Annotated in this window: 23 protein-coding genes; 3 read left to right on the plus strand and 20 right to left on the minus strand. The window is 51.5% G+C overall.

The genetic code is table 11. From position 1 onward, the window contains the following. Window positions 1–31 precede the first annotated feature (31 nt). On the plus strand, window positions 32–1,327 hold the full coding sequence (gene serS / locus ACO0K9_RS00860; protein WP_422980814.1) for a serine--tRNA ligase: 1,296 nt from the start codon (window positions 32–34) through the stop codon (window positions 1,325–1,327). Between the two features lie 90 nt (window positions 1,328–1,417). On the opposite strand, the gene ACO0K9_RS00865 is transcribed toward serS, so the two are convergent. Continuing rightward, the gene (locus ACO0K9_RS00865) at window positions 1,418–3,193 is read right to left on the minus strand and encodes a GGDEF domain-containing protein (protein ID WP_422982484.1); all 1,776 of its coding nucleotides are present in this window, start codon (window positions 3,191–3,193) and stop codon (window positions 1,418–1,420) included. 345 nt (window positions 3,194–3,538) lie between these two features. Here ACO0K9_RS00865 and ACO0K9_RS00870 point away from each other — a divergent pair, with 345 nt between their 5' ends. Beyond that, window positions 3,539–4,363, plus strand: coding sequence for an Imm49 family immunity protein (locus ACO0K9_RS00870; RefSeq protein ID WP_422980816.1), 825 nt, complete (start codon window positions 3,539–3,541; stop codon window positions 4,361–4,363). A gap of 142 nt (window positions 4,364–4,505) precedes the next feature. On the opposite strand, the gene ACO0K9_RS00875 is transcribed toward ACO0K9_RS00870, so the two are convergent. Continuing rightward, window positions 4,506–4,841 carry a hypothetical protein gene (locus ACO0K9_RS00875; protein ID WP_422980818.1) on the minus strand — a complete coding sequence of 112 codons (336 nt, stop codon included), beginning with the start codon at window positions 4,839–4,841 and terminating at the stop codon, window positions 4,506–4,508. Between the two features lie 170 nt (window positions 4,842–5,011). Between ACO0K9_RS00875 and ACO0K9_RS00880 the strand changes: the two genes are divergently transcribed. Beyond that, the gene (locus ACO0K9_RS00880) at window positions 5,012–5,389 is read left to right on the plus strand and encodes a hypothetical protein (RefSeq protein WP_422980820.1); all 378 of its coding nucleotides are present in this window, start codon (window positions 5,012–5,014) and stop codon (window positions 5,387–5,389) included. 49 nt (window positions 5,390–5,438) lie between these two features. Here ACO0K9_RS00880 and ACO0K9_RS00885 read toward each other — a convergent pair whose 3' ends face one another. The 18 genes from ACO0K9_RS00885 to ACO0K9_RS00970 form a co-directional block, all read right to left on the minus strand. Next, the gene (locus ACO0K9_RS00885) at window positions 5,439–5,684 is read right to left on the minus strand and encodes a hypothetical protein (protein WP_422980822.1); all 246 of its coding nucleotides are present in this window, start codon (window positions 5,682–5,684) and stop codon (window positions 5,439–5,441) included. Window positions 5,685–5,745: 61 nt separating this feature from the next. Beyond that, on the minus strand, window positions 5,746–6,189 hold the full coding sequence (locus tag ACO0K9_RS00890; RefSeq protein ID WP_422980824.1) for a hypothetical protein: 444 nt from the start codon (window positions 6,187–6,189) through the stop codon (window positions 5,746–5,748). Beyond that, on the minus strand, window positions 6,182–6,664 hold the full coding sequence (locus ACO0K9_RS00895; protein ID WP_422980826.1) for a glycoside hydrolase family 108 protein: 483 nt from the start codon (window positions 6,662–6,664) through the stop codon (window positions 6,182–6,184). The genes ACO0K9_RS00890 and ACO0K9_RS00895 overlap by 8 nt, the downstream gene beginning before the upstream one ends. Next, the gene (locus ACO0K9_RS00900) at window positions 6,661–6,837 is read right to left on the minus strand and encodes a hypothetical protein (protein WP_422980828.1); all 177 of its coding nucleotides are present in this window, start codon (window positions 6,835–6,837) and stop codon (window positions 6,661–6,663) included. The genes ACO0K9_RS00895 and ACO0K9_RS00900 overlap by 4 nt, the downstream gene beginning before the upstream one ends. A 69-nt stretch (window positions 6,838–6,906) precedes the next feature. After that, window positions 6,907–7,413, minus strand: a complete 507-nt coding sequence (locus ACO0K9_RS00905; RefSeq protein WP_422980830.1) for a hypothetical protein — start codon at window positions 7,411–7,413, stop codon at window positions 6,907–6,909. A 17-nt stretch (window positions 7,414–7,430) separates the two neighbouring features. After that, the gene (locus ACO0K9_RS00910; protein WP_422980832.1) at window positions 7,431–8,015 is read right to left on the minus strand and encodes a DUF4376 domain-containing protein; all 585 of its coding nucleotides are present in this window, start codon (window positions 8,013–8,015) and stop codon (window positions 7,431–7,433) included. After that, entirely contained in the window at window positions 8,012–9,748 is a 1,737-nt protein-coding gene (locus tag ACO0K9_RS00915; protein WP_422980834.1) for a hypothetical protein, read from the minus strand. The genes ACO0K9_RS00910 and ACO0K9_RS00915 overlap by 4 nt, the downstream gene beginning before the upstream one ends. Beyond that, window positions 9,745–10,632, minus strand: coding sequence for a hypothetical protein (locus ACO0K9_RS00920; protein WP_422980836.1), 888 nt, complete (start codon window positions 10,630–10,632; stop codon window positions 9,745–9,747). The genes ACO0K9_RS00915 and ACO0K9_RS00920 overlap by 4 nt, the downstream gene beginning before the upstream one ends. After that, a complete protein-coding gene (locus ACO0K9_RS00925; RefSeq protein WP_422980838.1) occupies window positions 10,629–16,490 on the minus strand; it encodes a hypothetical protein in 5,862 nt (1,953 codons plus the stop codon). Before ACO0K9_RS00925 ends, ACO0K9_RS00920 begins: the two co-directional genes overlap by 4 nt. Window positions 16,491–16,556: 66 nt before the next feature. After that, complete coding sequence (locus tag ACO0K9_RS00930) at window positions 16,557–17,156, minus strand: GIY-YIG nuclease family protein (protein WP_422980840.1); 600 nt, start codon at window positions 17,154–17,156, stop codon at window positions 16,557–16,559. 98 nt (window positions 17,157–17,254) lie between these two features. Further along, window positions 17,255–17,665: a phage tail assembly chaperone gene (locus ACO0K9_RS00935; protein WP_422980842.1), complete on the minus strand. Its 411-nt coding sequence runs from the start codon at window positions 17,663–17,665 to the stop codon at window positions 17,255–17,257. Continuing rightward, on the minus strand, window positions 17,593–18,003 hold the full coding sequence (locus tag ACO0K9_RS00940; protein ID WP_422980844.1) for a hypothetical protein: 411 nt from the start codon (window positions 18,001–18,003) through the stop codon (window positions 17,593–17,595). Before ACO0K9_RS00940 ends, ACO0K9_RS00935 begins: the two co-directional genes overlap by 73 nt. 120 nt (window positions 18,004–18,123) lie before the next feature. Next, complete coding sequence (locus ACO0K9_RS00945) at window positions 18,124–19,335, minus strand: phage tail tube protein (protein WP_422980846.1); 1,212 nt, start codon at window positions 19,333–19,335, stop codon at window positions 18,124–18,126. 76 nt (window positions 19,336–19,411) lie between these two features. Beyond that, window positions 19,412–19,810 (minus strand): tail completion protein gp17, encoded by a 399-nt coding sequence (gp17, locus tag ACO0K9_RS00950; RefSeq protein WP_422980848.1) that lies wholly within the window; start codon window positions 19,808–19,810, stop codon window positions 19,412–19,414. After that, window positions 19,810–20,289, minus strand: coding sequence for an HK97-gp10 family putative phage morphogenesis protein (locus ACO0K9_RS00955; RefSeq protein ID WP_422980850.1), 480 nt, complete (start codon window positions 20,287–20,289; stop codon window positions 19,810–19,812). The genes gp17 and ACO0K9_RS00955 overlap by 1 nt, the downstream gene beginning before the upstream one ends. Then, complete coding sequence (locus tag ACO0K9_RS00960) at window positions 20,279–20,623, minus strand: phage head closure protein (protein WP_422980852.1); 345 nt, start codon at window positions 20,621–20,623, stop codon at window positions 20,279–20,281. Before ACO0K9_RS00960 ends, ACO0K9_RS00955 begins: the two co-directional genes overlap by 11 nt. After that, the gene (locus tag ACO0K9_RS00965) at window positions 20,623–21,252 is read right to left on the minus strand and encodes a head-tail connector protein (protein ID WP_422980854.1); all 630 of its coding nucleotides are present in this window, start codon (window positions 21,250–21,252) and stop codon (window positions 20,623–20,625) included. Before ACO0K9_RS00965 ends, ACO0K9_RS00960 begins: the two co-directional genes overlap by 1 nt. A 45-nt stretch (window positions 21,253–21,297) precedes the next feature. Beyond that, window positions 21,298–21,744 carry a hypothetical protein gene (locus tag ACO0K9_RS00970; RefSeq protein ID WP_422980856.1) on the minus strand — a complete coding sequence of 149 codons (447 nt, stop codon included), beginning with the start codon at window positions 21,742–21,744 and terminating at the stop codon, window positions 21,298–21,300. Window positions 21,745–21,757 lie beyond the last annotated feature (13 nt).

Consider the following 21,757-nt stretch of genomic DNA (forward strand, 5'->3'; position numbering starts at 1 on the left):
CATTCAATCAGCATTTAACCAGTAATAGACCATGATAGATATTCAACTCCTGCGCAAAGACATCGCCAACGTGGCAGCACGCCTGGCTACCCGTAAATTTCAGCTGGATGTGGACAGCTTTAACGCACTGGAAGCAGAACGCAAGCAAATCCAGTCCCGTACTGAAGAACTGCAAGGCAAGCGCAATACCTTGTCCAAACAGATCGGCAATCTCAAAAGCAAGGGCGAAGATGCTTCCGCAATCATGGCTGAAGTTGCCAGCATTCCTGAAGAGTTGAAAGCATCCGAAGTGCGCCTGTCTGAAATACAGACAAAAATGACAGCATTCCTGCAAACCATTCCCAATGTGCCGCATGAATCGGTGCCGGTTGGTAATGACGAAAGCGGCAATGTTGAAGTGCGCAAATTTGGTACCCCACGCAGCTTTGATTTTGAAATCAAAGACCACGTCGATATCGGTTCTGCCCTGGGCCTGGATTTTGATACTGCCGTCAAGCTGACTGGTTCCCGTTTTTCCGTCATGAAGGGCGGCATGGCCCGCCTGCACCGCGCACTGGCCCAGTTCATGCTCGACATGCAGACGCAAGAACATGGCTATACCGAAGTCTATACACCCTACATGGTGAATGCAGATTCCATGCGTGGTACCGGTCAGTTGCCAAAATTTGAAGAAGACCTGTTTGCCGTAAAAAAAGGCGGCCAGGAAGGCGAGGGCGAAACCCTGTACCTGATCCCTACCTCCGAAGTGACCCTGACCAATACCGTGCGCGATGAAATTCTGGCGGCTGACGCATTGCCGTTGAAATTGACAGCACACACGCCGTGCTTCCGTTCTGAAGCGGGTAGTTATGGCCGTGATACACGCGGCATGATACGTCAGCATCAGTTCGACAAAGTGGAAATGGTACAGATCGTCCACCCAGAAAAATCCATGGAAGCCCTGGATGAAATGGTAGGCCATGCCGAAGCCGTACTGCAAAAACTGGAACTGCCTTACCGCCTGCTTAGCTTGTGTACCGGCGACATGGGTTTTGGTGCCTGCAAGACCTTCGACTTGGAAGTATGGCTGCCGGCACAAAATACTTACCGCGAAATTTCATCCATATCGAATATGTTTGATTTCCAGGCACGCCGCATGCAGGCCCGTTTCCGCAATGCCCAGGGTAAGCCGGAACTGGTACATACACTGAATGGCTCGGCACTGGCAGTGGGCCGTACCCTGGTCGCCGTGCTGGAAAATTACCAGCAGGCAGATGGTTCCGTCGTCATCCCGACCGCCTTGCGCCCCTACATGGGCGGCATAGAAAAATTGCAGATCGCTGGCTGATTCTGCACGCCGATAAAAAAACCCGCATGTCCTAAAAAGACGATGCGGGTTTTTTAATGCCGGTGTTTTTAAGCCCGCATCAGAACGTCTTCAGGCTTGCGCCAGTAATAATTCCATCTCGGAACGGCGATCAACAAACAGGCTGTTCCCGTGTATCTTTTTCGCCTGCTTCTTGGCATCTGATGCGGCAATTGAAATCTGGTGGTGCGAATAATATTTATTCGCCCGCGATTTCACCACACCCAGCGACAGGCTGACCAGTGGATAAAAGACCTTTTTACCCTGACGGTCTTCACTGAGATAACCGCCTCTTTCGCGGTCTTCATTGCTGTAGAAATCGTGGATGGCTTGTGCGAAGCTGTGCAGTATTTCCTGGCAACGTACTTCCCAGTCTTCACTGCGGAACAGAATAATAAAATCATCACCACCTATGTGGCCGATAAAATCCATCTGCGGGTCACAATGCTGCTTCAGCACTTCACTGGTCATCTGTATGATGTCGTCACCGCGACGATAGCCATACACATCGTTGAAAGGTTTGAAATGATCCAGGTCGCAATAGCAGGCGCAGAATACCTGCTCCTTTTGCAGCAACTGATCAATATGTTCATTGATGGGCACGTTGCCCGGTAATTGCGTCAGCGGGTTGGCATAGCGTGCCGCGTTGATCTGCATCTGCGTGATCTCGCGCATCAGGTCCGGGCCGGTTCCCAGACCGATGTAACGGCCCTGGTCAGTGATGATGATACCGTTGATCAGGTGATCGGGATTGGCTTCCACAATGATGTGGCTGACATCCTGCATACTGGTATTTTTATCGACGATGATAGGGTGCGCATCCATGAATATCGTGCACGGCTTTTTGCCATACAGCTCGCGCTGATAGGGGCGGGCGAAGCGATCTATCATGTGGTAACGATTGATCAGGCCGACCGGCATGCCATCGTCCACCACCGGCACGATCTGCAGTTTCGGGTTTTGCAAAAAAACGTCATCGACCTGATTGTTCAGCATGCGCGAAGAAATCGTCGGCGGGGTTTTCAGTATTTTTTCTACAGTGGCCGACCGTTCAAACGTGGTCGGGGAACGGCGTCCAGCCTGGTACTGGTTGCTGGTCAATATACGTGCCACTTCGGCAGACACCGCACGCGCCGGTGTCGGGTGTGGGCGGGCGATATGATAACCCTGGCCACAGGCCACCCCCATATCCCGCACGGCCATCAATTCAGCCTGGGTTTCTATACCTTCCGCCACCACACGTGTGCCAGATTTTTCGGCAATGCTTTGTATGGACCGTACAAACTGCGCCTTTACCGGATCATGGTCTATGCCCTGAATAAAGTGCATGTCAATCTTGACGTATTCAGGCTTAAGTTCCGACCACAGGCGCAGGCTGGAAAACCCCTCTCCAAGATCATCAATGGCAATCTCAAAACCCATCTCGCGATAATGGATGACAGCCTCGCACAGCAAGGCATAATCGTGGGTGGGCTGGTATTCGGTCAGTTCTATGATGACACGTTCCGGGTTGATGCCCAGCTCATGGATATAATCCAGCGTTTCGCCATACACCACATCTCTTTGCAGCAGACATTCCGGGCTGACATTCAAAAACAGTTTGCCCGGCAGATTTTGGGCAGCAAACTGTTCCAGCACGATACGGCGGCACAGATGTTCTACCGTCACCGTCAGATTATTTTCCCAGGCAGCCTTGAACAAGTTAACCGGCGAATGCAAAGGACTGTCAGACGGCCCACGTATCAAACCTTCATAACCCAGAATATCGCCATTATGCATTTGCACGATAGGCTGGAAACGCGCCGTCAGCAAACGCTGGTCAATAATGCGCTGCAATTGCGTCAGCATCAGCACATCAGTATGGGAGCCTAATTGACCGACAGGTGCCCCCGCCTGGATGCCAGGCTGAGACGTATGCGTAGACAGATAATCCACAGTATCTCCCGCTAAACTACTTTCCATCGAGGCGAATTCCCATTAAGCAAGCAACAGCAAGCAAACAACCAGCACCGCCGCCACAATCCACGCACGATGCCTGACATTACCGAAATATAAGGTTGCTTTGTGACATGTTCATGTCAAGGGGGAGGGGTTATTTGTTTTGATAGACCTGAGTGGACAAAATGCTGGAAGTATTGTAATTACATCTATAACGGTTCCTGTGCACGCTAACTATTCAAATACACCATTTTTATGCTGATTACTCATACCGAAAAAGCCCATATTCGTTTGGTGCATATAGATTCCCATCTTGATGGTGATTCATTTCAACCTGAACGAATTTTGCGCTTGATTAATAGAATTGCCGCTGGCGAGTCGAGTGCTGCTCAATGTATTTCTCAATTGAAGAGCTACGTGATGGCGAAAGGGATGTCAGCGTGGTTTCATACTGAAGATTTATCTGCGCTAAAAAATTGGTTTTATGTCAGAAATAAATTGGAATTTATCCTTGGGAGTCCACCATATAATCAAACGGGAGGTTCATTGGCATATGAAAACCAAGCATTATTTGGTATGTTTTATTTAGTATCTGACCATCCTGGCTTAATTAATTGGTATTCAAATTTTGATAGTGGATTTAACAAAAAACGCACAGAAAATACTGCAGCCGCCGGTTTTTGGACGCAGCAATTTTTTATTGCTCTGCGCGGGGAATGGGATGTTCTGATTGAACGCTGCGAACGCATATTGGCGAGCCCGCCAAGTCGCTCAAGGGAAAGAAAATTCATGCCTGATCATTGCTTTTACCTTGCGCTGGCAAAAGGTGATATTGGCGGCATGGAAGCTGTTATCAAGGAATTAGTTACGCCAAAATTAATTGCGAGACGTGAGCCCATAGAAGGTGGATATACTGCAGATTTGATTTGTACGCCTGCAATCTTGTATAGCAAGCTGGCGTGGCGACACGGCTATCAAGTTGAAGTGGATAGCCCTTATATTCCGAAAGCCTGGCTACCTATTTCCTCATTGGATTCTTACGAAGACCCTTTTGATTTTATGAAGCAATATTCGATTTGAAATCAATGTGGTTTCCCTGAAAAAAGAAAAAGCCCTTGATGTTCAAGGGCTTTTTCGTATTTTGGCGGAGAGGGGGGGAGCGAAAACCATAGACGTAGCAACGGTTTCCAGAATGTATACCATGTTTTGTACCATTAGAAATTTATCCGCCTTCAGGTATGGGCGGCACATCGCCGAAGAGGCACAGCCAGGACTGCGCGTAGCAGACTTCGCCTTGCTCTGTTTTAAATTTTTCAAATCCAGCGAGCATCATTCGCTCTTCGTGCATCCACAAGATTCGGCAGTCAAACAAATACTCACCGTCAACCGGCGATCCATCACGCTGGAAGTGGGCACGCATGCACATGCGATGCAGGCCCTGGTCGCTTGATTCGCCGATGACCAGGTCGCCCGGTCTGGGGCTGTTGAAACGGTCAAAGAGAACACGTTTAGGCAATTCGATGCCAGCCTTGCGCATTTTTAGGATGGACGCTTTCATATGCAAAATACTGATTAAACATTCAGTATAATGCTTGCTGCGAAACAGTAAAATAGATTTTATTAAATACAGTCTTAAATATATACACACATATTTCTTGATTAATTAAATATGTGTGTATATAATATCTTCAACGGTTTGCAATCAGGCAAACTCAACTGGAGATTGACATGACCATCATCACTTTAAAAAATGATTTCCACAACACTGAAGTCACCCTGAGAATGAAAAGTTCCTGCCCAACAGAAGCGCAGGTAAAAAAATCTTGGAATACGCTTTGCGGAATCAAAGGATGCACCTGCGGCAACGTCATGGGGATGCGCGGCCCACAGGAAGTCGAAATGATAGGTCAAGAGTATCTGGGCGGTGAGCTTGTCCCAAAGTTTTCTTTGCCTATCAACCCCGTTGGCAGGCCGAACCTTATTGAAGGTGGGAAACGTGTAAACGTCTATCTGGATGCGGAAAGCCTGGCAATCGCTGAGCAACTTGGTCAAGGCAATGTCTCATCTGGGATCAGAGTTGCCTTGACCAACAGCAAGCCAGTCTAATTACTACTTCGGCCAGGCCTGCGCGATTGTGCGGTGCCTGGCCGATTTCTTATTTGCCCGATTTAGTAGCGGCTACCAAGCTGTTAAACAGCGGCGATACCAGATCCCAGGCTTTTTCAAACTGGTCTTCGATACCCAGACTGGCAGAAATGAAATTGCGCACTTGCATGGCTTTTTGGCCGCCTGGTGCATCCGGGATCAGGCTTTCGATGCTGGTGATCAGTTGCTTGATCTGGTCCTTGTTTTGGGAGAGGAAGTTGATAATAGAGAGAATTGCGGCGGCGATTTGTAGCATGATGATTCCTTAATATTGACAGTGGGTGGATAAACTGATGCCGTTGACGCGGTGAAGGTAATCAGCCGCGATACGTTGTATCGAGTCCTGCGAGGGGGTTATCTGAGTCGACGAGTTCGCCAGCGATTCGTGCAAAGGCATGATGCTCAGGCTGCACTGGCTCGGGTGCTGGTGGTTCAGGTATGCCTGGCACCGGGGTTCCGCTGACTGTATTGCTTGCGCTACCTTGTTCGGGCTTGGGCGGCAATCCAATTTTGTCGGAACTTGCAACAGTTGCTGCACCGTTGAACAGCCCGAAGCCGATAGCAGCAACAGCGCCGATATGGGTAAGGTCATCAGGCGAGATGTGAAAGTCGTAGCCATACAATTTCCCGATCGCAAATACAGAGCCCAGCAACACGGCAATCAAGTTGCCCAACATCTGCTTGTTTTTGAGTTTCACAGCATCAGCAACAGCCTGGCCCTGCCGGAATACGTTGTAGAACAATCCTAGTTTTTCAAACATTTTGCGTCTCCCAAAGCAGGTTATTGGCCATGCGATTGATCCAGCCCTTGCCAAACGTGTCGAACTGCGACAGCGAGGTGTAAAACTTGATGCGGTGTGCTGCCATGGTCTTGGCCAGCTTGTCCGGATTGCTTGCCAATGCCTTGCTCAACGTGATGGAGCCGACAATCCCGTCTTCAGCCACACCCAGGGCGCGCTGAAAGAGCCTGGCGGCCGTGCCGGTGCCGCAATTCACGGCGCAATCGAAGAATTCAAACGCCACGACGGCAGCGAAGCGGTCCAACTGGTACGGATCCCAGAAGTCGCGCTTATACAGCGCCTTTGCCTGGTCGACAGTCAGCGCTGCGATGTCCAGGTTCGGGTAACTGCGCTGGCTGATACCGTATTTGGTCAGCCTGCCCTTATCAAGCGGGTGATTGGTGATGCCGCCTTCATTTGCCAGCAAGGGGGCAATGCATAATTCAAAATTGTTCATCGTTTCTTTCCTCTCTTAATCCATCCTTGAACTGTCTTCGTTTCATAAATGCGAATCAAAGACCACACCAGTGACGCCAGTGCGGCCATGCCAGGCAACCAACCGGCAAGCGTGGCGGCGATGGTGCCGATTGAAATTGCATCCAGCCACGCCGGTAAATGGTTGTCGGGCATCGGTTTTCCTTTTCTTAAGACGTAAAAAAATCCGCATCAGCGGATCGCGTTTTTCTGTTTTTTCAGTGGCTAACCTTTTACCAGGCTCACTGAAGTGTCGTACTTTTGCAAAACATGCTCGATGACTGCCGACGGCGTGGCCTTATCGCCCAGGCCAATACCTGACAGTCGCTTCGCAGCTATCATAAATTCTGCGCACTCCCACAGGTCGTCTTCGCCGATTTTCAGTCTTCGGAATTGCGCTTTGATGGCCTGCCATTTCGAGTACTGTCCCTTACCTACTTTTGACAGACTGAATTCCAATTCTTCATTGGAAATTTCATAATTCATCGGCACCCAGTAAAAGCCCTCTTCGGCATAATTCGACAAGGGGACCAGCCGGATGACCGGCACAACTGATTCGACGATAAAGACCCTGCCAGCAAATACGATCACGCCAGCTACATGCGAATATTCAGACTGCGTTCCCGCCCGTACCACCTGAATTTCCAGGTCGTATAAACTGCCCCATTTTTTGTGAGTAAAGGCGATCAAATCACCCGACCGGAATTTGTCTCTGACGCTTGCATATTGCATGTCCGCCCCTTGGAAAATTACCAAACAATTGCATCGATATCGGCTGTTGTTGTTGCAGCAGCCAGCGTAGCTTTAAGCATTTGAGAATGATCAAAATTGGTAGAGCCCTGGTTGTACATCGCGCTGTAGAATTTCAACCAATCTGCAGTCGTGGCAATAGGCACATAGGTGTTGTCCTTTGCCTTCCAGCCGCCCTTCCAACTTACCGGTAGTACGCCGTGATTCAGAATCTCGCCGTTTGCACCATAGATATCTAGCAAGGACAATAAGTCTGAAGCGATGTGCTTACCCAAGTAAGTAAAACTATCCAGATTTGCGGCCAACCGCCATTCATTGATCTGCGCATTTTTGGCCACTTTTTGAATGGCCAGGGCTTCAGATCGCAACGCCGAGCCATGAGCTGTCACAGTCCAAACACCGTTCAGATAGGTATACATCCCACCGACGAAGTCGTCAGGCACATCTTGTATGGTCTCTATCACAGAGTTGTCACGCGTCAGATTCGGGAATACATGCACCCCGTTCTTAGCCCCCTCGTCAGTAAAGACGAATTCACCAACGCAAATGACAACGTTGTCTGAGATATTTTTTATGAGATTCATTGGGCAACCTCCATCACCTTAGACGTAAGGAAATTGCTGTTGTCTGGAAAAACACCGGCAAGCACGCCAGAGTTATACGCAAGCGACCCGGAATATTCTGTCGATGTACCTGTAGATACAATTGGCACCACAATGCTAGTGATGAGGTTAATCATGTTGTTGGCTGCGTCGAACAGAGTAATGTCTACTGCATCAGTAGATAAATTGGTAGACCGTAAAGCAAATCCAGTACTGCCTACAGGCGTGACCGAGATTGCTATGCGTATGCTGCAGCCATACTCATACTGTCCTACCAGCACTGGCGAACTACCAGTGATGTCGAACAGCAAAATGAATGCCGTGCCTGAAAAAGCGGTAGTGGAAGTGGGTTCGCCTGTGTACACAAAAACGCCAAGTCCGTTACCGAGAGTGCAGCCCATGCTGCCTTGCGGTATTACAAACCTGCCATTCGCAGTGGTCTGTAAATTGTTTGTACCTGTCAAGGTGCTGCCTGACAAAGTAGCCAGGTAAATATTCGTAGTGCCATTACCTGTCGCACTTTTCCTATTTACTATGCCTACTTTGGTTGTCGAGTTGACGATAATTCCTACGCGTGAGCCAGAACTTGAGCTGGTCCCAAAGTTAATAGCCGTACCCAGCGTTAAGGTAGTTCCTGAAATATCGACAATGACGCCAGAGATGCTGTAACTGCTATTGTCAGTGTAAGCGATCATCACTTTAGTTGGCGTGACTATAGCTATGTCAATGGACATTGACGATACAAAAGCTGTGGCGTACACACTCAGCGGCGTACCTGTTGTCAGCGTTGTCCCGGACACGTCAAGCGTTTGCGCACTCAGTACGTTACCTGATATTGTCAGTATCACTGCCTGGGTAGCGGATACGCCCACAACGCGGACAGCACTAGTGACGCTGGTAGCGATTGTCATTTCAGTCCCCAGGCTGATAGACAGACCTGAGACAGTGGCCACAGCCCCATACATGGTGGTGCCACGGTAATGCGTGACGATACCCTTGGTAGCAGAAAGCAGCACTATACGTGGGGACGAACTGGACAGAGCGTTGTGTGTGGTATTGGTGCCAGGTAGCATACGTCCATATGTACCCACAGGAGAATCGTTCGCTACTGCCCAAATTCCCGCCGCTGTGGTGTTGTCGATCAGGCTCAGAGTAAGTATCTGACCTGGCCCAACGACCGCTTTCAGACCGCTGGCACCGTCGCGCAGGTTCCAGGGTATGGAACCGGCATTGCGAAATACAAACAAACCTGAGCCTGTAGACATCAGCGTAGCCGATGGTAGATTCACGTTTTGCCCTGAAGCTGTCATAGCAATAGACTGCACACGAAACGCTGGTAGGGCGATGGTAACGCTGGTGGCGCTGGTAGTCGTCTGGCTGCCGCCCAGGCTTGCGACAGGCTGCGCCCACTCTGTCGCAGTGCCTGGTACTTTAGTTGTGACATCCGCGATGTTTTGCGTGAGTGTCCAAAACTTACCTAAGTGGTACACGCTGGCGGGGATGTTCAGTGGACCAGTCAACGAAGTCCACAGCCCCTTATAGTTCGCCGTTGCGATGATAGTAGCGGCCGCATCAGACAAGGGAGACAACGCTGCATTAACCGCATTTTGCTGGATGATAATCGGATTAAATTCCGACAAAAACTGGTCCATGTCATTTGAAAACGTCGTGGGCCTTTGCTGGTTGGGTATTACTGAAAACTGCGAAATACTCATATCATCCCTTTAATTTCTAGTGAACATATCGAGTTGGATAAATATTTGATGACCGGCTTGAACTGCCGGTAAATGCCGTAGGTGACAAGGCAATCGAATACGCCATCTGTGCCCAACCAGACCAGGGGCTGTGCGCGCAGATCGGCCATTTGTGCATAGATGAAATCAAGATTTACGTTATCGACCATGACCTGCACCGACTGGTTTGGCGAAAAGTTACGCACAATCAGAGAGCCGACTCCAAACGCATTGAAAGACACAACCGAGTAATCGTCTATGCCAGGGGCTGCATCGTATTGCGTGCCGCCGATCAGCATTTGTTTGCCGACGACTAACATGCCGCACGCCACTGCTGCATTGCCGCTGATGGTGATGGTGATGACACCCTTCAAGTACGGCGGTAAATCCGTCTTGTAAAATTTTGTTCTTTGGCGCGATGGCGAAAAACAGTAGGCATATGCATTGGTTTTTTCGCGGACGTCAATAATCGATTCGGTCACCGAATACACGGTTACACCATTGACCGTCATGCTGACCGTTACTGATGTCCCGATGATGGAAAGCAGCGCGATTGAATCCGTGATGCCGGGTTGCAGGACTACAGTCAGTGAGCCAGTTGCCACCGTTGGTGTACTGACGACGCCGTCAAACATGGCCCACATGTTGGTGGGGCCTTGATCGGACCACCAGGCAGCCGATGCCGTTATGCCAGGTGTATTGCCAACGTTGGACGCCTGCAGGGACTTGTAGACCCTGTGCTGGTAAATGACCAGTGCGTTGATTGCGTAGGTGGTGGTTGAAACATACACCGGCGCATCGGTTTCAGACACGCTGCTGCTGACCAGTGTTGCGTCAGTAATAATTGTAGGTCGGATTATTCTCATGGGGTCGTCACATAAGGTGGGATGCCTTCTGCGCGGAATTGCGTCAATATCGATGCAGTTGTGTTGTCGCTCATTGCGCTTGATTCATTCGCTGCGCGAGATTTCGCTGTTTCTTTTTTCAGATCTTCAATCGCGCTGAGTATTGCCTCGTTCGTTTTGTTCGCAGTATCAAAGCGGGTAATGAGCGAATCGTTTGCAAGGACATTGCCGACACCCGCATCAAGCTGCGATTGGCTGGACGCATTGGCTTCCAGCGTGGACAGGTATGCTTGTGCGACCGATTGATATTGCGATGCGGCTGATGCATCACCGCCCATTGCAGCATCCAGCGTGGCGTAATATTGGCGCGCTGCTTCGCTGATCATTTGTTCTGGCGTGAGCGGCGAATACTTGTTGTCCAACAGCAGGCTGTCCGTCAGGCTTTGCGCTGCCTTTTGCAAGGTCGCAAACGTATTTGCCAGCGTCAGCGCCGCTGTGGTTTGCGCTGACGTTGCGGCCGTGGTGACTTTTGCCGCTTGCGCTGCTGCAGCTTGCGCCGCTTCGAGCGATGTCTTGCCGGTGTTGAATATTCCCAGACCTTCGCCGAAGAGCGCGTTGTACTGGTCCTGGTTGATGATGCCTTTGATCAAAGCAGCATTCATCCTTGTGAACGAATTTTCAAAAGCGGTAGGGTCAAATTGCTTAACCCCATCAAGCAGCAGCGCAAAGTCTCGCAACTGTGTGGCACTGCTACCGGCAAATGCGCCGGTACCGGCCAGTGCTGCTGCCGCTTTGCTACCGTCAGCCGTTGTCATTGCCGCTGCTGCGGCCGCTGCCGAACGGGCAATCAAATCTGCATTGCCGATATCTGACCCGGGGGCCAGAATACTTGCCTGATCCCTTTGCACGGATTTCAATTGCGCGGCAAGAATGCGCTGCTGGTCTTCGTCCTGCGTCAGCAGCATTTGCTTACTGAGCGTGCTGGCTTGTTCGCTCAGGCCTTCTGCCACTGCTGATACTGATTGGCCCATCACCGTGGCCAATGAAGTCAAGCGACCTATGGCAGATTCGGTTTGGCTAAGTGGCGTATTGGCTGCAGCAGCGGATGCCGCCAGCGCGTCTGCCGCTTTGGTAATCTCGCCGAAGTAATAACCTATCGAACTCAGGCCACTGAACACCAGGCGTTGCGCGTCGTCGTTGATGCGGCTCAGTTGCGCTGCCATGTCGCCGGCCAGGTCTTTGGCATCTTTCATCACTGTGTCGATGATCGCCATACCGCTGGCATAGTCATCTTGCGTGATGTGGCCGGTTCTTAAGGCGTAATTGAGCGATTCGATACCGTCCTTGTAGGCCTGAATGTCTTTGCCGTAAAACGTGGTTGATACGCTACTTGCTGACCCATATGATTTTGCATCACTGTCAAAAGCAAGTTTGCTGCGGGCGGCAATGACGTTGGCGATGCCATTGCCCTGCACTGAATAGTCGCGCATGGCCAGCATTCGGCCAGCGGTCTGGAACATGCCATCCAAGGCTTCGGACAAAGATTTGCCCATGGTGATACCCAGGCCATTCTTTACTTCCGCAACCATGCTCGCATTAAAACTACTGCCCATCGTTTGCGCCAGCATGTCTGCGATTACCTTGCCAGCATCTTGCGTATTGAGCGCATCAGCACTGACCTGGCCGGCTAGTTTCAGACTTGCCTTGGCGTTGAACCTGGCTGTCGCATCGTTGGAGAAGGTCTGGTCATTGAACACGCCCGCTGTATTGGCGGACAGCGCAGCCACCACACTGCCAGCCCGCAGCAAGGCCGGGATGCTGTCCTGCGCGGCTTTGGTCAAGGTTGCCAGGGCATCTGCCGATGCCTTGGCAATAGCCATCGCAGCTTCGTCTGCGGACCGGCGGGCAGAAATACTTTCAAGGCGATCTGCGCCGGCGTTGCCAGCTACCAGTTGCGCTGCTTTTTCGGCATTGGTTGACACACTGTCAAAGGCGTCGCTCAGGACGACTAAACCGCCGTACAAGGACTGTCCTGCTGCAGTTGTAAGGTCAATACTTTCGACAAGCTGGCGGAATTCGTCATGTGTTTTTGGAATGTCTGTGATGCCCAGTTTGACAAACTGCGCGTCAAGCTCTTTCATTGCTGCCGCTTGTTTTTCGGCATCTGTGAAAAACTTATCGGCGTAGGTTTGCAGGCCATTGCTCAATTCATTCTGGCCACCAGCACCTTTGATCATGTTAACGCCAAGGCTTTGTTCATCGGTGCCGGCAGCGCGTAGCAGCTTGCGGATGTCGAGCAAAGACTGGTATTCGGCAATGAGTTCGGAAGCGGTGCCGGACATGTTTTGCATGATCTCGCCAACGCTGTTCAACGTCGACGCGTAGACGGTGGCACCGGTCGCGCCAGCGTCGTAATGGGCTTTGATGACCTCGACGTTCATAATCGACTGGCGGACTATTTCAGCACCAACATCACCCTGTTTATTGGTGATGTATTTAAAATCAACCGCGCTGATACCGAATTTTTCAAGCGCGCCTTTGGCAACTTCAATGCCGCTGGCCACCCGCATGATAGTTTGCGCATAACCTTCGCCGACCTGACGGAAGGCATCCAGACCCGGCAGCGCCGTCATGGCGATTTCGTCCATAGTCTTACTGATGACGGCGTTAAGGGCGTCAGTCAGGGCCGTGCCGGACAATCCTTTCAGTGACACTTTTGTGTCGGTGATGGACAGGTTGCTCAGTACAGACTCGACATCGCCAACAGTAGAGCCCAGGCTGTTGGCAGCCAATTTAAGCGTCGATTCAAGGCCGGTAAATATCAGGCCCAGTTGCGCGGACAGCTCTGAGCTCAGTTTTTGCGACTGCACGCTATTGGATGTGCTGCCAAACCAGCCAAACAGACCGGTACTGGTGGTGTTGACGCTGGCGTACTGGTTGTAGCCCTGGCCGTTTTGCAGGCCAGACAATGAACCGCCGTATTGGATACCAGAATCTACGATGTTTTGTGTGGTAGAGCCAAAGATGCCGCCCAGTGTCTTACTCAGCACACCTGTGGCGATGCCCATGTTATCGCCCTCGATCACACCAGGCGTGCGTACAAGCAGGTTCGTCAGGCCAGTCATTGACGCTTCGATGTTGCGCAACGAGGCCAGCATGCTCTGGTTCACCGGCAGCAGGATGTTGGAGTTTTCTTTTAGAATTTCCAACGACTTGCGCATGGAATCTGATTTTGCTGTGGCATCGCCAAAGACTGAGCCGGTGCCTTGCGTCTTTTGCACATCGGCAGCAGATGCCCCCCCGCCACCAGATGTACCACCACCACCAATCGCAAAACCCAAGCCTGCCATCACTGCGGCCATTGCTGCCATGCGTACCCAGGCCGTGTAAGGTTCACCCTGCGCCTGCGTTGCAATGGCGAGGGCGGCTGCTGATAGACCTTTAACCTCGTCAGAGGCTACCTGCACACCTGTTGATTTCACAGTCGCCGCATCAACGGTACTTAATCCCAGCAATTTTGCAGCCGTCACGGACAAGGTCATTGCCAGCTGGAATGCCTGGAAAGTTTGCTCTATCGCGTACATGGCGCGATAACCCGCGCTGCTTTCGTTGAAGAACCCCTTTGCGGCACCGGCCATCTGCGCATAGTTGGCGAGCTGGTTTTCTGCCAATTCACGGTTCGCGTTGTCTATGTTCTTTGCGAATTGGGCCATGTCGCCATTTTTTCGCAATTTAGCCTGCGAAATCGCGACTTCCTTGTCATACGTCGCTTGATTTTTTGAGTATGACCGCATGGCAGCATCGAGTTTGACGACTGCGCTGATGGCTTCGCCTACTGCCCCCTTGATTGCCAAACCAAATTCCCGACCCTTAGTTGGATCAAACATCTTGTCCAACTCGTTCTGCAGGGTTTCGGCATCGCGAATGTCTTGCTCTTTGTTTGCATAGCCATCCAGCGTAGATTGCACGGCAGCGCTGCGCTGCTTGGTCGCGATGAGTTTTTCAAGCGCGGCAATTTCTTTCGCCGTCATCACCAGCACTTCATCCGACACCAGCCTGGATTGCAGACGGGCGATGTCATACTGGATGATCTGGGTTTTTGTCATGCCATAGGTAGCTTCCAGACGCTCAAGACCTTCTGCCTCTTGCGTGGCCGCATCGATAATCTGTTTGGCCTTGGCGGCCAACTCGTCGCGGTATCTTTGTATTTCTTTTTGGGATTCGAGTAGTTTTAAATCGGCCTCGTAGGTATCAATCTTTTTCTTGGCGGCTTCTACTTCGGCCGCCGTCATTTTTACAGTGCCTTCGCGCAGATCCAGCAGCAGTTTTATGCGGGCCTGCTCTGCCGCACTCAAGGCATGACCGGCAGCAATTTCTGCCTCAGTCATTGCGATTTTTTCGTTGATGGATTTGGTGAATTTGCTGTAGTCGCTCTCAGCACCGCGTGCAGCTTCTGCCGCCATGACCAGTTCTTTTTTATGCTCAGATGTACCTGATTTTGCTTTTGCGTTGGCGATTTCATACTCTGCCAGTTCGCCTGCATTTGTGTGGATAGCGGCTTTATTTGTCTCATATTCAGCACTGAGACGGGCTGTTTCTTCTGATAAATTGAATGTACTGGCAGAAGCAGTACGCATGCGTTCTGCCATGGCAAGCATGGATTGGCCGACCCCACTTGCACCCAAAGTATTTAGTCCGTTGCCGATTTTTTCCATCAGATCGGCGAAGAAGGTACCGATGGATTCAAATGCTGTCAGAGCGCCACCTTTCATGTAAGCCCAGGCGACACCTGCGCCATATTTAAGCGCCTCGAACAGCACCAGCGTGCCTTCAACAAAGGCCAGCCCGGCAAGGCGGGCTTCCACAAAGTTATCTCTGAGCCATTCGCCAATTTTCCAACCAGCGACGGCGGCAAACAGCACGCCAAGAACCACTTGCAGCTTGCCCAACGCGCCTGCAGCCCATTCAGCAGGTGCAACTATGCCGGCCACACTGCTTGCGAACAGGCTTGCAGCCGTTGCCCCTTGCGCCATTTCGAGTTTTGCCAGCGCAATTGTCATTTGCAAAGAGCCAAGAGCCGCAGTCGCCAGACCAAAAACAGCAGGCAGCCCATAAAAAACGGCCCAATAAGCTGCGGCGATTTCAATGCCAGTAGAGAAAAGTTGAGACAGTTTTGTGATAACCGGGATGAGGTCAAGCGCCAGCGTCTTAAAGACACCTTCAAATTGCATCTTCAGCCGGGTGATTGCCTTTTCAAATTCATGCGCCTGCCTCGCCTGTTCAGATGTCATTTTCCCGTTCAGGTTGCCTTTCTCTGCCAGCTCAGCCAGCATAGGCAACAGGTTGGCACCAGCTTTACCAAAAATATTCATGGCGACGGCTGTTTTACCAGCACCATCCTGGTATTGCTGCATCGACTTTGCGACCTCAAGCGTCACTTGGTCGGCACTTTTCAGATGGCCGTTACTGTCCTTGAGGGAGATGCCAAGTAGTTTCATCGCCTCTGCCGTTTTACCTGTACCGTCCTGCGCCTCGACCATATTTTTCGACAATTTTTGCATGCCGGTGGCGACTTCGGCCATGTCAGTACCGGACATTCTTGCGACACCACGCAAGGCGGACAGCGCTTCCACTGTCACGCCTGTACGCTCAGAAAGCCGGTGCATTTCTGCTGCTGCTTGCAAAGTCTTTTCTATCAACGCGCCAAAACCGGCAATGGACGTGATGGCACCCAGACCAGCAAGAGCATTTTTGGCCACATCCACCGCTTTGCTGATGTGATCCATGCTGGTGGTGACGACCTGCTTGGCTTGTTCCATGTCGCTTTGCAGGCGCGCAACATTGGCGGCCATCTCAATAGTGAGCGTACCGATATTCATGATTTATTGACTTAGGTTAATTTGGCAGCAACGTGGGCTGCATTTGGCTGATTTTGGAAAAAAATGCTAATGAATTAGCGAAATACTATTTTCGCTTTCACTCAAAATCCCACCATCTTTTATTGACTTAGACTTCGCAATAAACTCTAGTACTGGCCCTGGGGAAAACCATTCACCATGCACCCTTGCGTCTTTGAGAATTTCATGGATAAGCTTTTCTCTTACTGTGCTTCCATCAATCTGATAAAGCAGTACCAGATTCTCTCCAGCACCAGTTTTAAGTTGGGACAACCTCTCCTCAACATTGATTGATGAGCCTATCTTTATCTTTCCATCGCTTTTTTGTGCAAAATAGACTTTTCGCCTATTAATTACACCGGTGGAATCAATAAAACACTCTGACTTTTGAATGCCTGCGACATCCAAAAAAATCTGACACATTTCGATGATTTTTGAATCACCGGCTGCCCCTAACATACATAGATTCAGACTATCTAGAAAATCATCCAACCAAAAATAGTCAACTAACATTCCCGCCAAAAATTGCCTTCCTTTTACATTGATCGCTTTCTGACAAGCTTTATGCAATAACCCTATTAAATTTTCATAAGCTTCGTTTACGCTAATAGAAATATTTAGTTTTTCAATCAATAACAATTCATTCATTTTGACTCCCGTATTGAGCCGTAACTGGAACACCAAGGCAATGCGGTTACGAAGCGCACTTTCGGGAATGACCCTAGCCTGGTGCAATAAAATTTCCATCACCCCGTTTTTTGACTTTCGTTTAAAAACGCAAGAGCGATGTTGTCAAGGCGCTCGATGGTGTCGAGTTCCCAGGGTGATAACTGCACTTTGTAAAGCTGTTGCCAGGCGACGATGTTGGCCGGGCTGATGGCTGCTGGCCCCATGCCACCGCCACGCGAGTTATGCAACACGCAGAAGGTTCGCCACAGGATGTCGCAGCCGGGTGGTAGTGGTGGGGTCAGCAGTTCTGGCGGGGTGATGCCGGTTATATTTGCCAGGGCAATGAGGTGATCGCGTTCGGTCAGGCCGTCTTTAGTGGACTTGGCCAGACCGAAGTGGTGCTCCGCATGCGCGATCAGGCAGGCGCGGAGCTCTTGATAAAACGTTCGCGTTCGTTTTTGGCGGTGAACAGTTGTGTGCGCAGCCAACCCAGGTCTTCTTTGGTGTACAGGTCACGCGCTGCCTGGGCGCTGAAGGCGATGGCGCTGCCGTCGTCATTGCAGATGCCAGACCAGCCGGTGGTGATGGCGACCAGCTCGTCGATGGCGTCTTGCTCGTCTTCGACCGGGTCACCAAATTGCACTTTGCCGGTTTTTTGCAGGCCTTTGCGCAGTTCGCGCTGGCGGGCAAATTCGAGCGCTTTTCGGCTTGGGTGTTCTGGCCCCATCAATGTAACGGTGGCATCCAGTGGTGCGCCGGTTTCTGGGTGCTTCAGTTCTACGTCGGCTGTTTGTGCGTCTTTGATGCTGTTGATTTTGAATGACATGAGTATTCCTCGCGGATAGTTGGACAATTGGACAATGAAAATGCCTGTGCCAAGTCACCCCGCCATCCGCGAAGATGACGACGGTGACCTGGTCAGTGCTGGGTATTGGCTACGAATTGATTACGCAGCCGAGTCTTGAACGGAGAGCGTGGTTTGTTCTGTTGCGATGCCTGCGCCGCCGTTGATGTTGATGAGCGCTTGGAAGGGGAAGGTCTGGACGGTACCGCCGGTGCCGTCGTCTTTTGCTGCGTCACTGAGTTTGATGCGGGGCATGACAAAGCTGATGAAGTCGGCGGTGGCGGTGTTGTCTGTGGTCAGCACGACCATGATGGCGATTTCTGTTTCCGAAATGAACAGGTCGCGCAGGGTGTTGTCGGTGAAGTAGGCAGTGAATTGCCCGGTTACGCCAACAGGGCCAGCAAACAGGTTAGGCACGACGTTGGCACCGACAACAGGGTCGCCGCTGAACTTGGGGTCCAGGCTGAAATTGAGGCCCGTGACGACGGTTTGTGCCACGCCGTTGACCATGAGCAGGCCATTGACGGCCGCCACCACGCCAGTGGTACTGACAGCGGTTGGCGAGGTGAAGTAGCGCGCCTGCGCCGGGGTCATGCCTTGGCCCATGACATCGAAATTACAGGTGGCCATGCCGGTGGGTGGCAACTGGACATCGCCCTTGTCAAACTTGATGCCGGTGAACAGCTCTGATTGCGAAATGTCGTTGTACCAGTGTTCAAGCGAGAACGAGACATCGGTATGGCCCGTCGTGGGGATGAAGGTTTTTTTGCCGAAGACGGATACAGTGGTGCTGGTTATCGGTCCTTCTGCAACCAGGGCGCTGGCATTGGGCACCATGACGGTGGCGACGGTGGCTGTCAGGCCGGTGATCCACAGGTTTTTGTTGATGTTGGCGGCATTGAGGGTGCCGACCGTCAGGCGAATGACATCGCCAATCTTGAAGCCATCCGTCAGATACGAGCCCGCCGCGCGGGTGACGGTGTAGGTGGGGCCGGTGCCAGCGATGGTGACAGACACCGCAGAGGCAGACGCGCCTGCCGTAAAGTCGCGCTTGAGCATGGCGGCGAACGGGTCAGAATAGGTTTTAGGCGACAACTCGCCCGCCAGGGTGCCTTTGACGCGGCGCACGCCGTGACGGAAATCAGCCACCTGGAAATCTGGGCGGATTTCGTTAGACTGGTAGCTGTCTTTTTTGAGGTCGATTTTTGAGGTGACACGGCGCAACAATTGCGCTGCGGATGCGGCAGGGGCGACACCAAAGGTTACTTCACGCTTGAGCGCGACCTGCTTAAAAATACCGGTTGCTTGTGGCATTGCTTTCTCCAAATAAAAAACCCCGCAATGGGCGGGGTTGTGGTTGACAAAGACGGTCGCGCCGTCTGTTCAAAAATCAGGTTTCGTAATAGGTAATCAAAAAGTCACGGCTTTGCATAAACACGGCCGCTTCGTCGTTTTTTTGGTCTGGCCCCATCATGTCTGGCACGACAGCCACGACTTGCACACCATTGATGAGTCCGCTTTGGTAGCTGAGCGCGATGCGCACTTGCTCCAGGATGTTTTTTACTTCGCCAATGGCCCGGCCCATGGCGGTGACTTGCATGCGCGTGCGCATCAAGCTGCCGCCGGCATTGGCGGTGATGGGCAATATAGGTGTGCCGCTGATGCCTTCGTACACTATCGCCGGGTAGGGCGTGTTTTCTGGCAGGCGCGTGAGCGCCACGCGGGTGCCGACAAGCGCGGTAATACCTGCCACGTTAAGCAAGGCAGAGGTGACTTTTTCAGCACGCATCAGGATTCGCTATTTTGATTAATCAGTTCTTTGGTGATGCGCTTGCTGATGTAGTCAGCAGTTGCCTCAACGGCTTCTTGCGCATGGCCATCCATGGCAGGACGCATAAACGGCTTTGCCTTTGCCCCAGGGTGATGCAGGGACGCATAATCTTTATTACCAAACACCAGGGCCCCACCATTTTTGGCTTTGATGGTGTGGGCCTGGGTGCCAAATTCGACAAAGTGGGCGTAAAACGCTTTTTTGTTACCCGCCTTGAGGGACGCTACAACGCGGCCATCCTTTACCCTCACGCTGATGCGCAGGCTGTCTGCGAGATCGCCATCAATGGAGTGGATGCCAAACTTGGCCGCTTCGAGTATTTTCTTTTGGCCGGCACGCAAAGCACCACGCAGGATGTTTTGTTCGAGCTTTGCCGTGAACTGTTGCAGCGCGGCGTTGAGGTCTGACAGGCCGCTGATGTTGAGGTCACTGGCCATCGTTGAGGCCTTCGCTACACAAAAATGAGATTAATCTGTTTCTCTCATCTTCGTTGAGCGTCGCTTTTATATTCAACTTTCTTGTTCCGTACAGAAGCCGCCAGTTATCAATGACTGTCGGGTCTGCAAATTCTGGCCGGTACCGGGTTTCTACTTTGCTTGATATTTCACTGTTCACTTGCAGCCCATGCAACCGCTCATTGCCACTGATAGGTTCTATGGCTGCCCACACCGTGGCGACATCAACCCAGGTGTTGAGCCGCTGGCCGAATTCATCAAGCGTAGCGCTTCTGTTTTGCAGGGTTACGCGCTTTCTTCTGCTGCCGATTGACATTAGGCCCTCAGCACTTTGTAGGGATCAAGCAGGCTGTCTACGTAGGGCAGCTCTTGCACGTTGACGCGCTGCGCGACAGACAGTTCTTCGCGGTTTTCATACAGGGCGGCCATGCGTAACTTCATCCAATTGCGCAGGCCTTCGGGAACGTTGGTGCTTGTCGCGCCGTAACCGCAGGTGAAATCAACTTTGACACTGGCAATTTGCGGCAAGGTAATGGGCCAGATCTTGCCGAATTTTGGGGTGATTCTTGCCAATGGGCCTGTTAAATCGGCTATGTAGTCACTGCTTGGCATGGTCTGGGTGATTCCGGCCATATCCACATATTGAATGGCATCAATGGACTGAAACGGCCCTTTTTCAAGCAATATGGCATTGTCTGGCAAGGAAAACGTGGAACCCCACGGCACATAGGATGCATTTTGTTGGCCAGGGAATGAATCTATTGTGCAGCGCCATTGCTGGGTGATGAAACTACGGGCAGTTAATTGTTCTGCGTATTGACGTGCGGCTGTGATGAGCATGCCAATCAGCAAATCATCGTCGGCAATATCGACACGCAGATGCAATTTGGCCTCTGCCAGCAATACCGGTTCTGCTGACGGTGGCGTGATTAATTGATAGCCCATGCTAAAACGGGTGCCGAAGCACCCGCCCTATGTGTTGTACAGCGTTTAAACAATTTGCGCGACAGCAGCCTGGTTGAAGCTGTTTGCAGGCTCATAGCGCGGCGCACCGCCCAGCAGGACGGCACCGACAATGGAGGCTGCCGTACCTACTGTGAGACTGACGCGCACAAAGCTGAAGCCGCCTTCTGTATCCAGGTCAGCACATTTGAAATTGATCAGCGCCTGCTTGTTATCGCCCGTTGCTTTGACGATCTGGGTTATTGCTTTGCCGGTAATCGCTTTAGCGCCTGCGCCACCGCTAGTTGTGGCCTGTTCGATTTTTGCATCGAGCGTCGCGGATGCACCCAGCACACCGGTTTGTACCAGTGCCAGGAATGCCAGGTGATTTGCAGCACTGACCCAGCCGGATGTGACTGTGCTAGCTGCCTGTGATGCCGGATCGATCGTTGTCAGCACGGTCAGGCCTTCACTCAATAACTTATTTGGTGTCATGATTTTTTCCTAT

It is taken from the genome of Undibacterium sp. Ji50W (assembly GCF_049340445.1).
GTDB lineage: Bacteria > Pseudomonadota > Gammaproteobacteria > Burkholderiales > Burkholderiaceae_D > Undibacterium.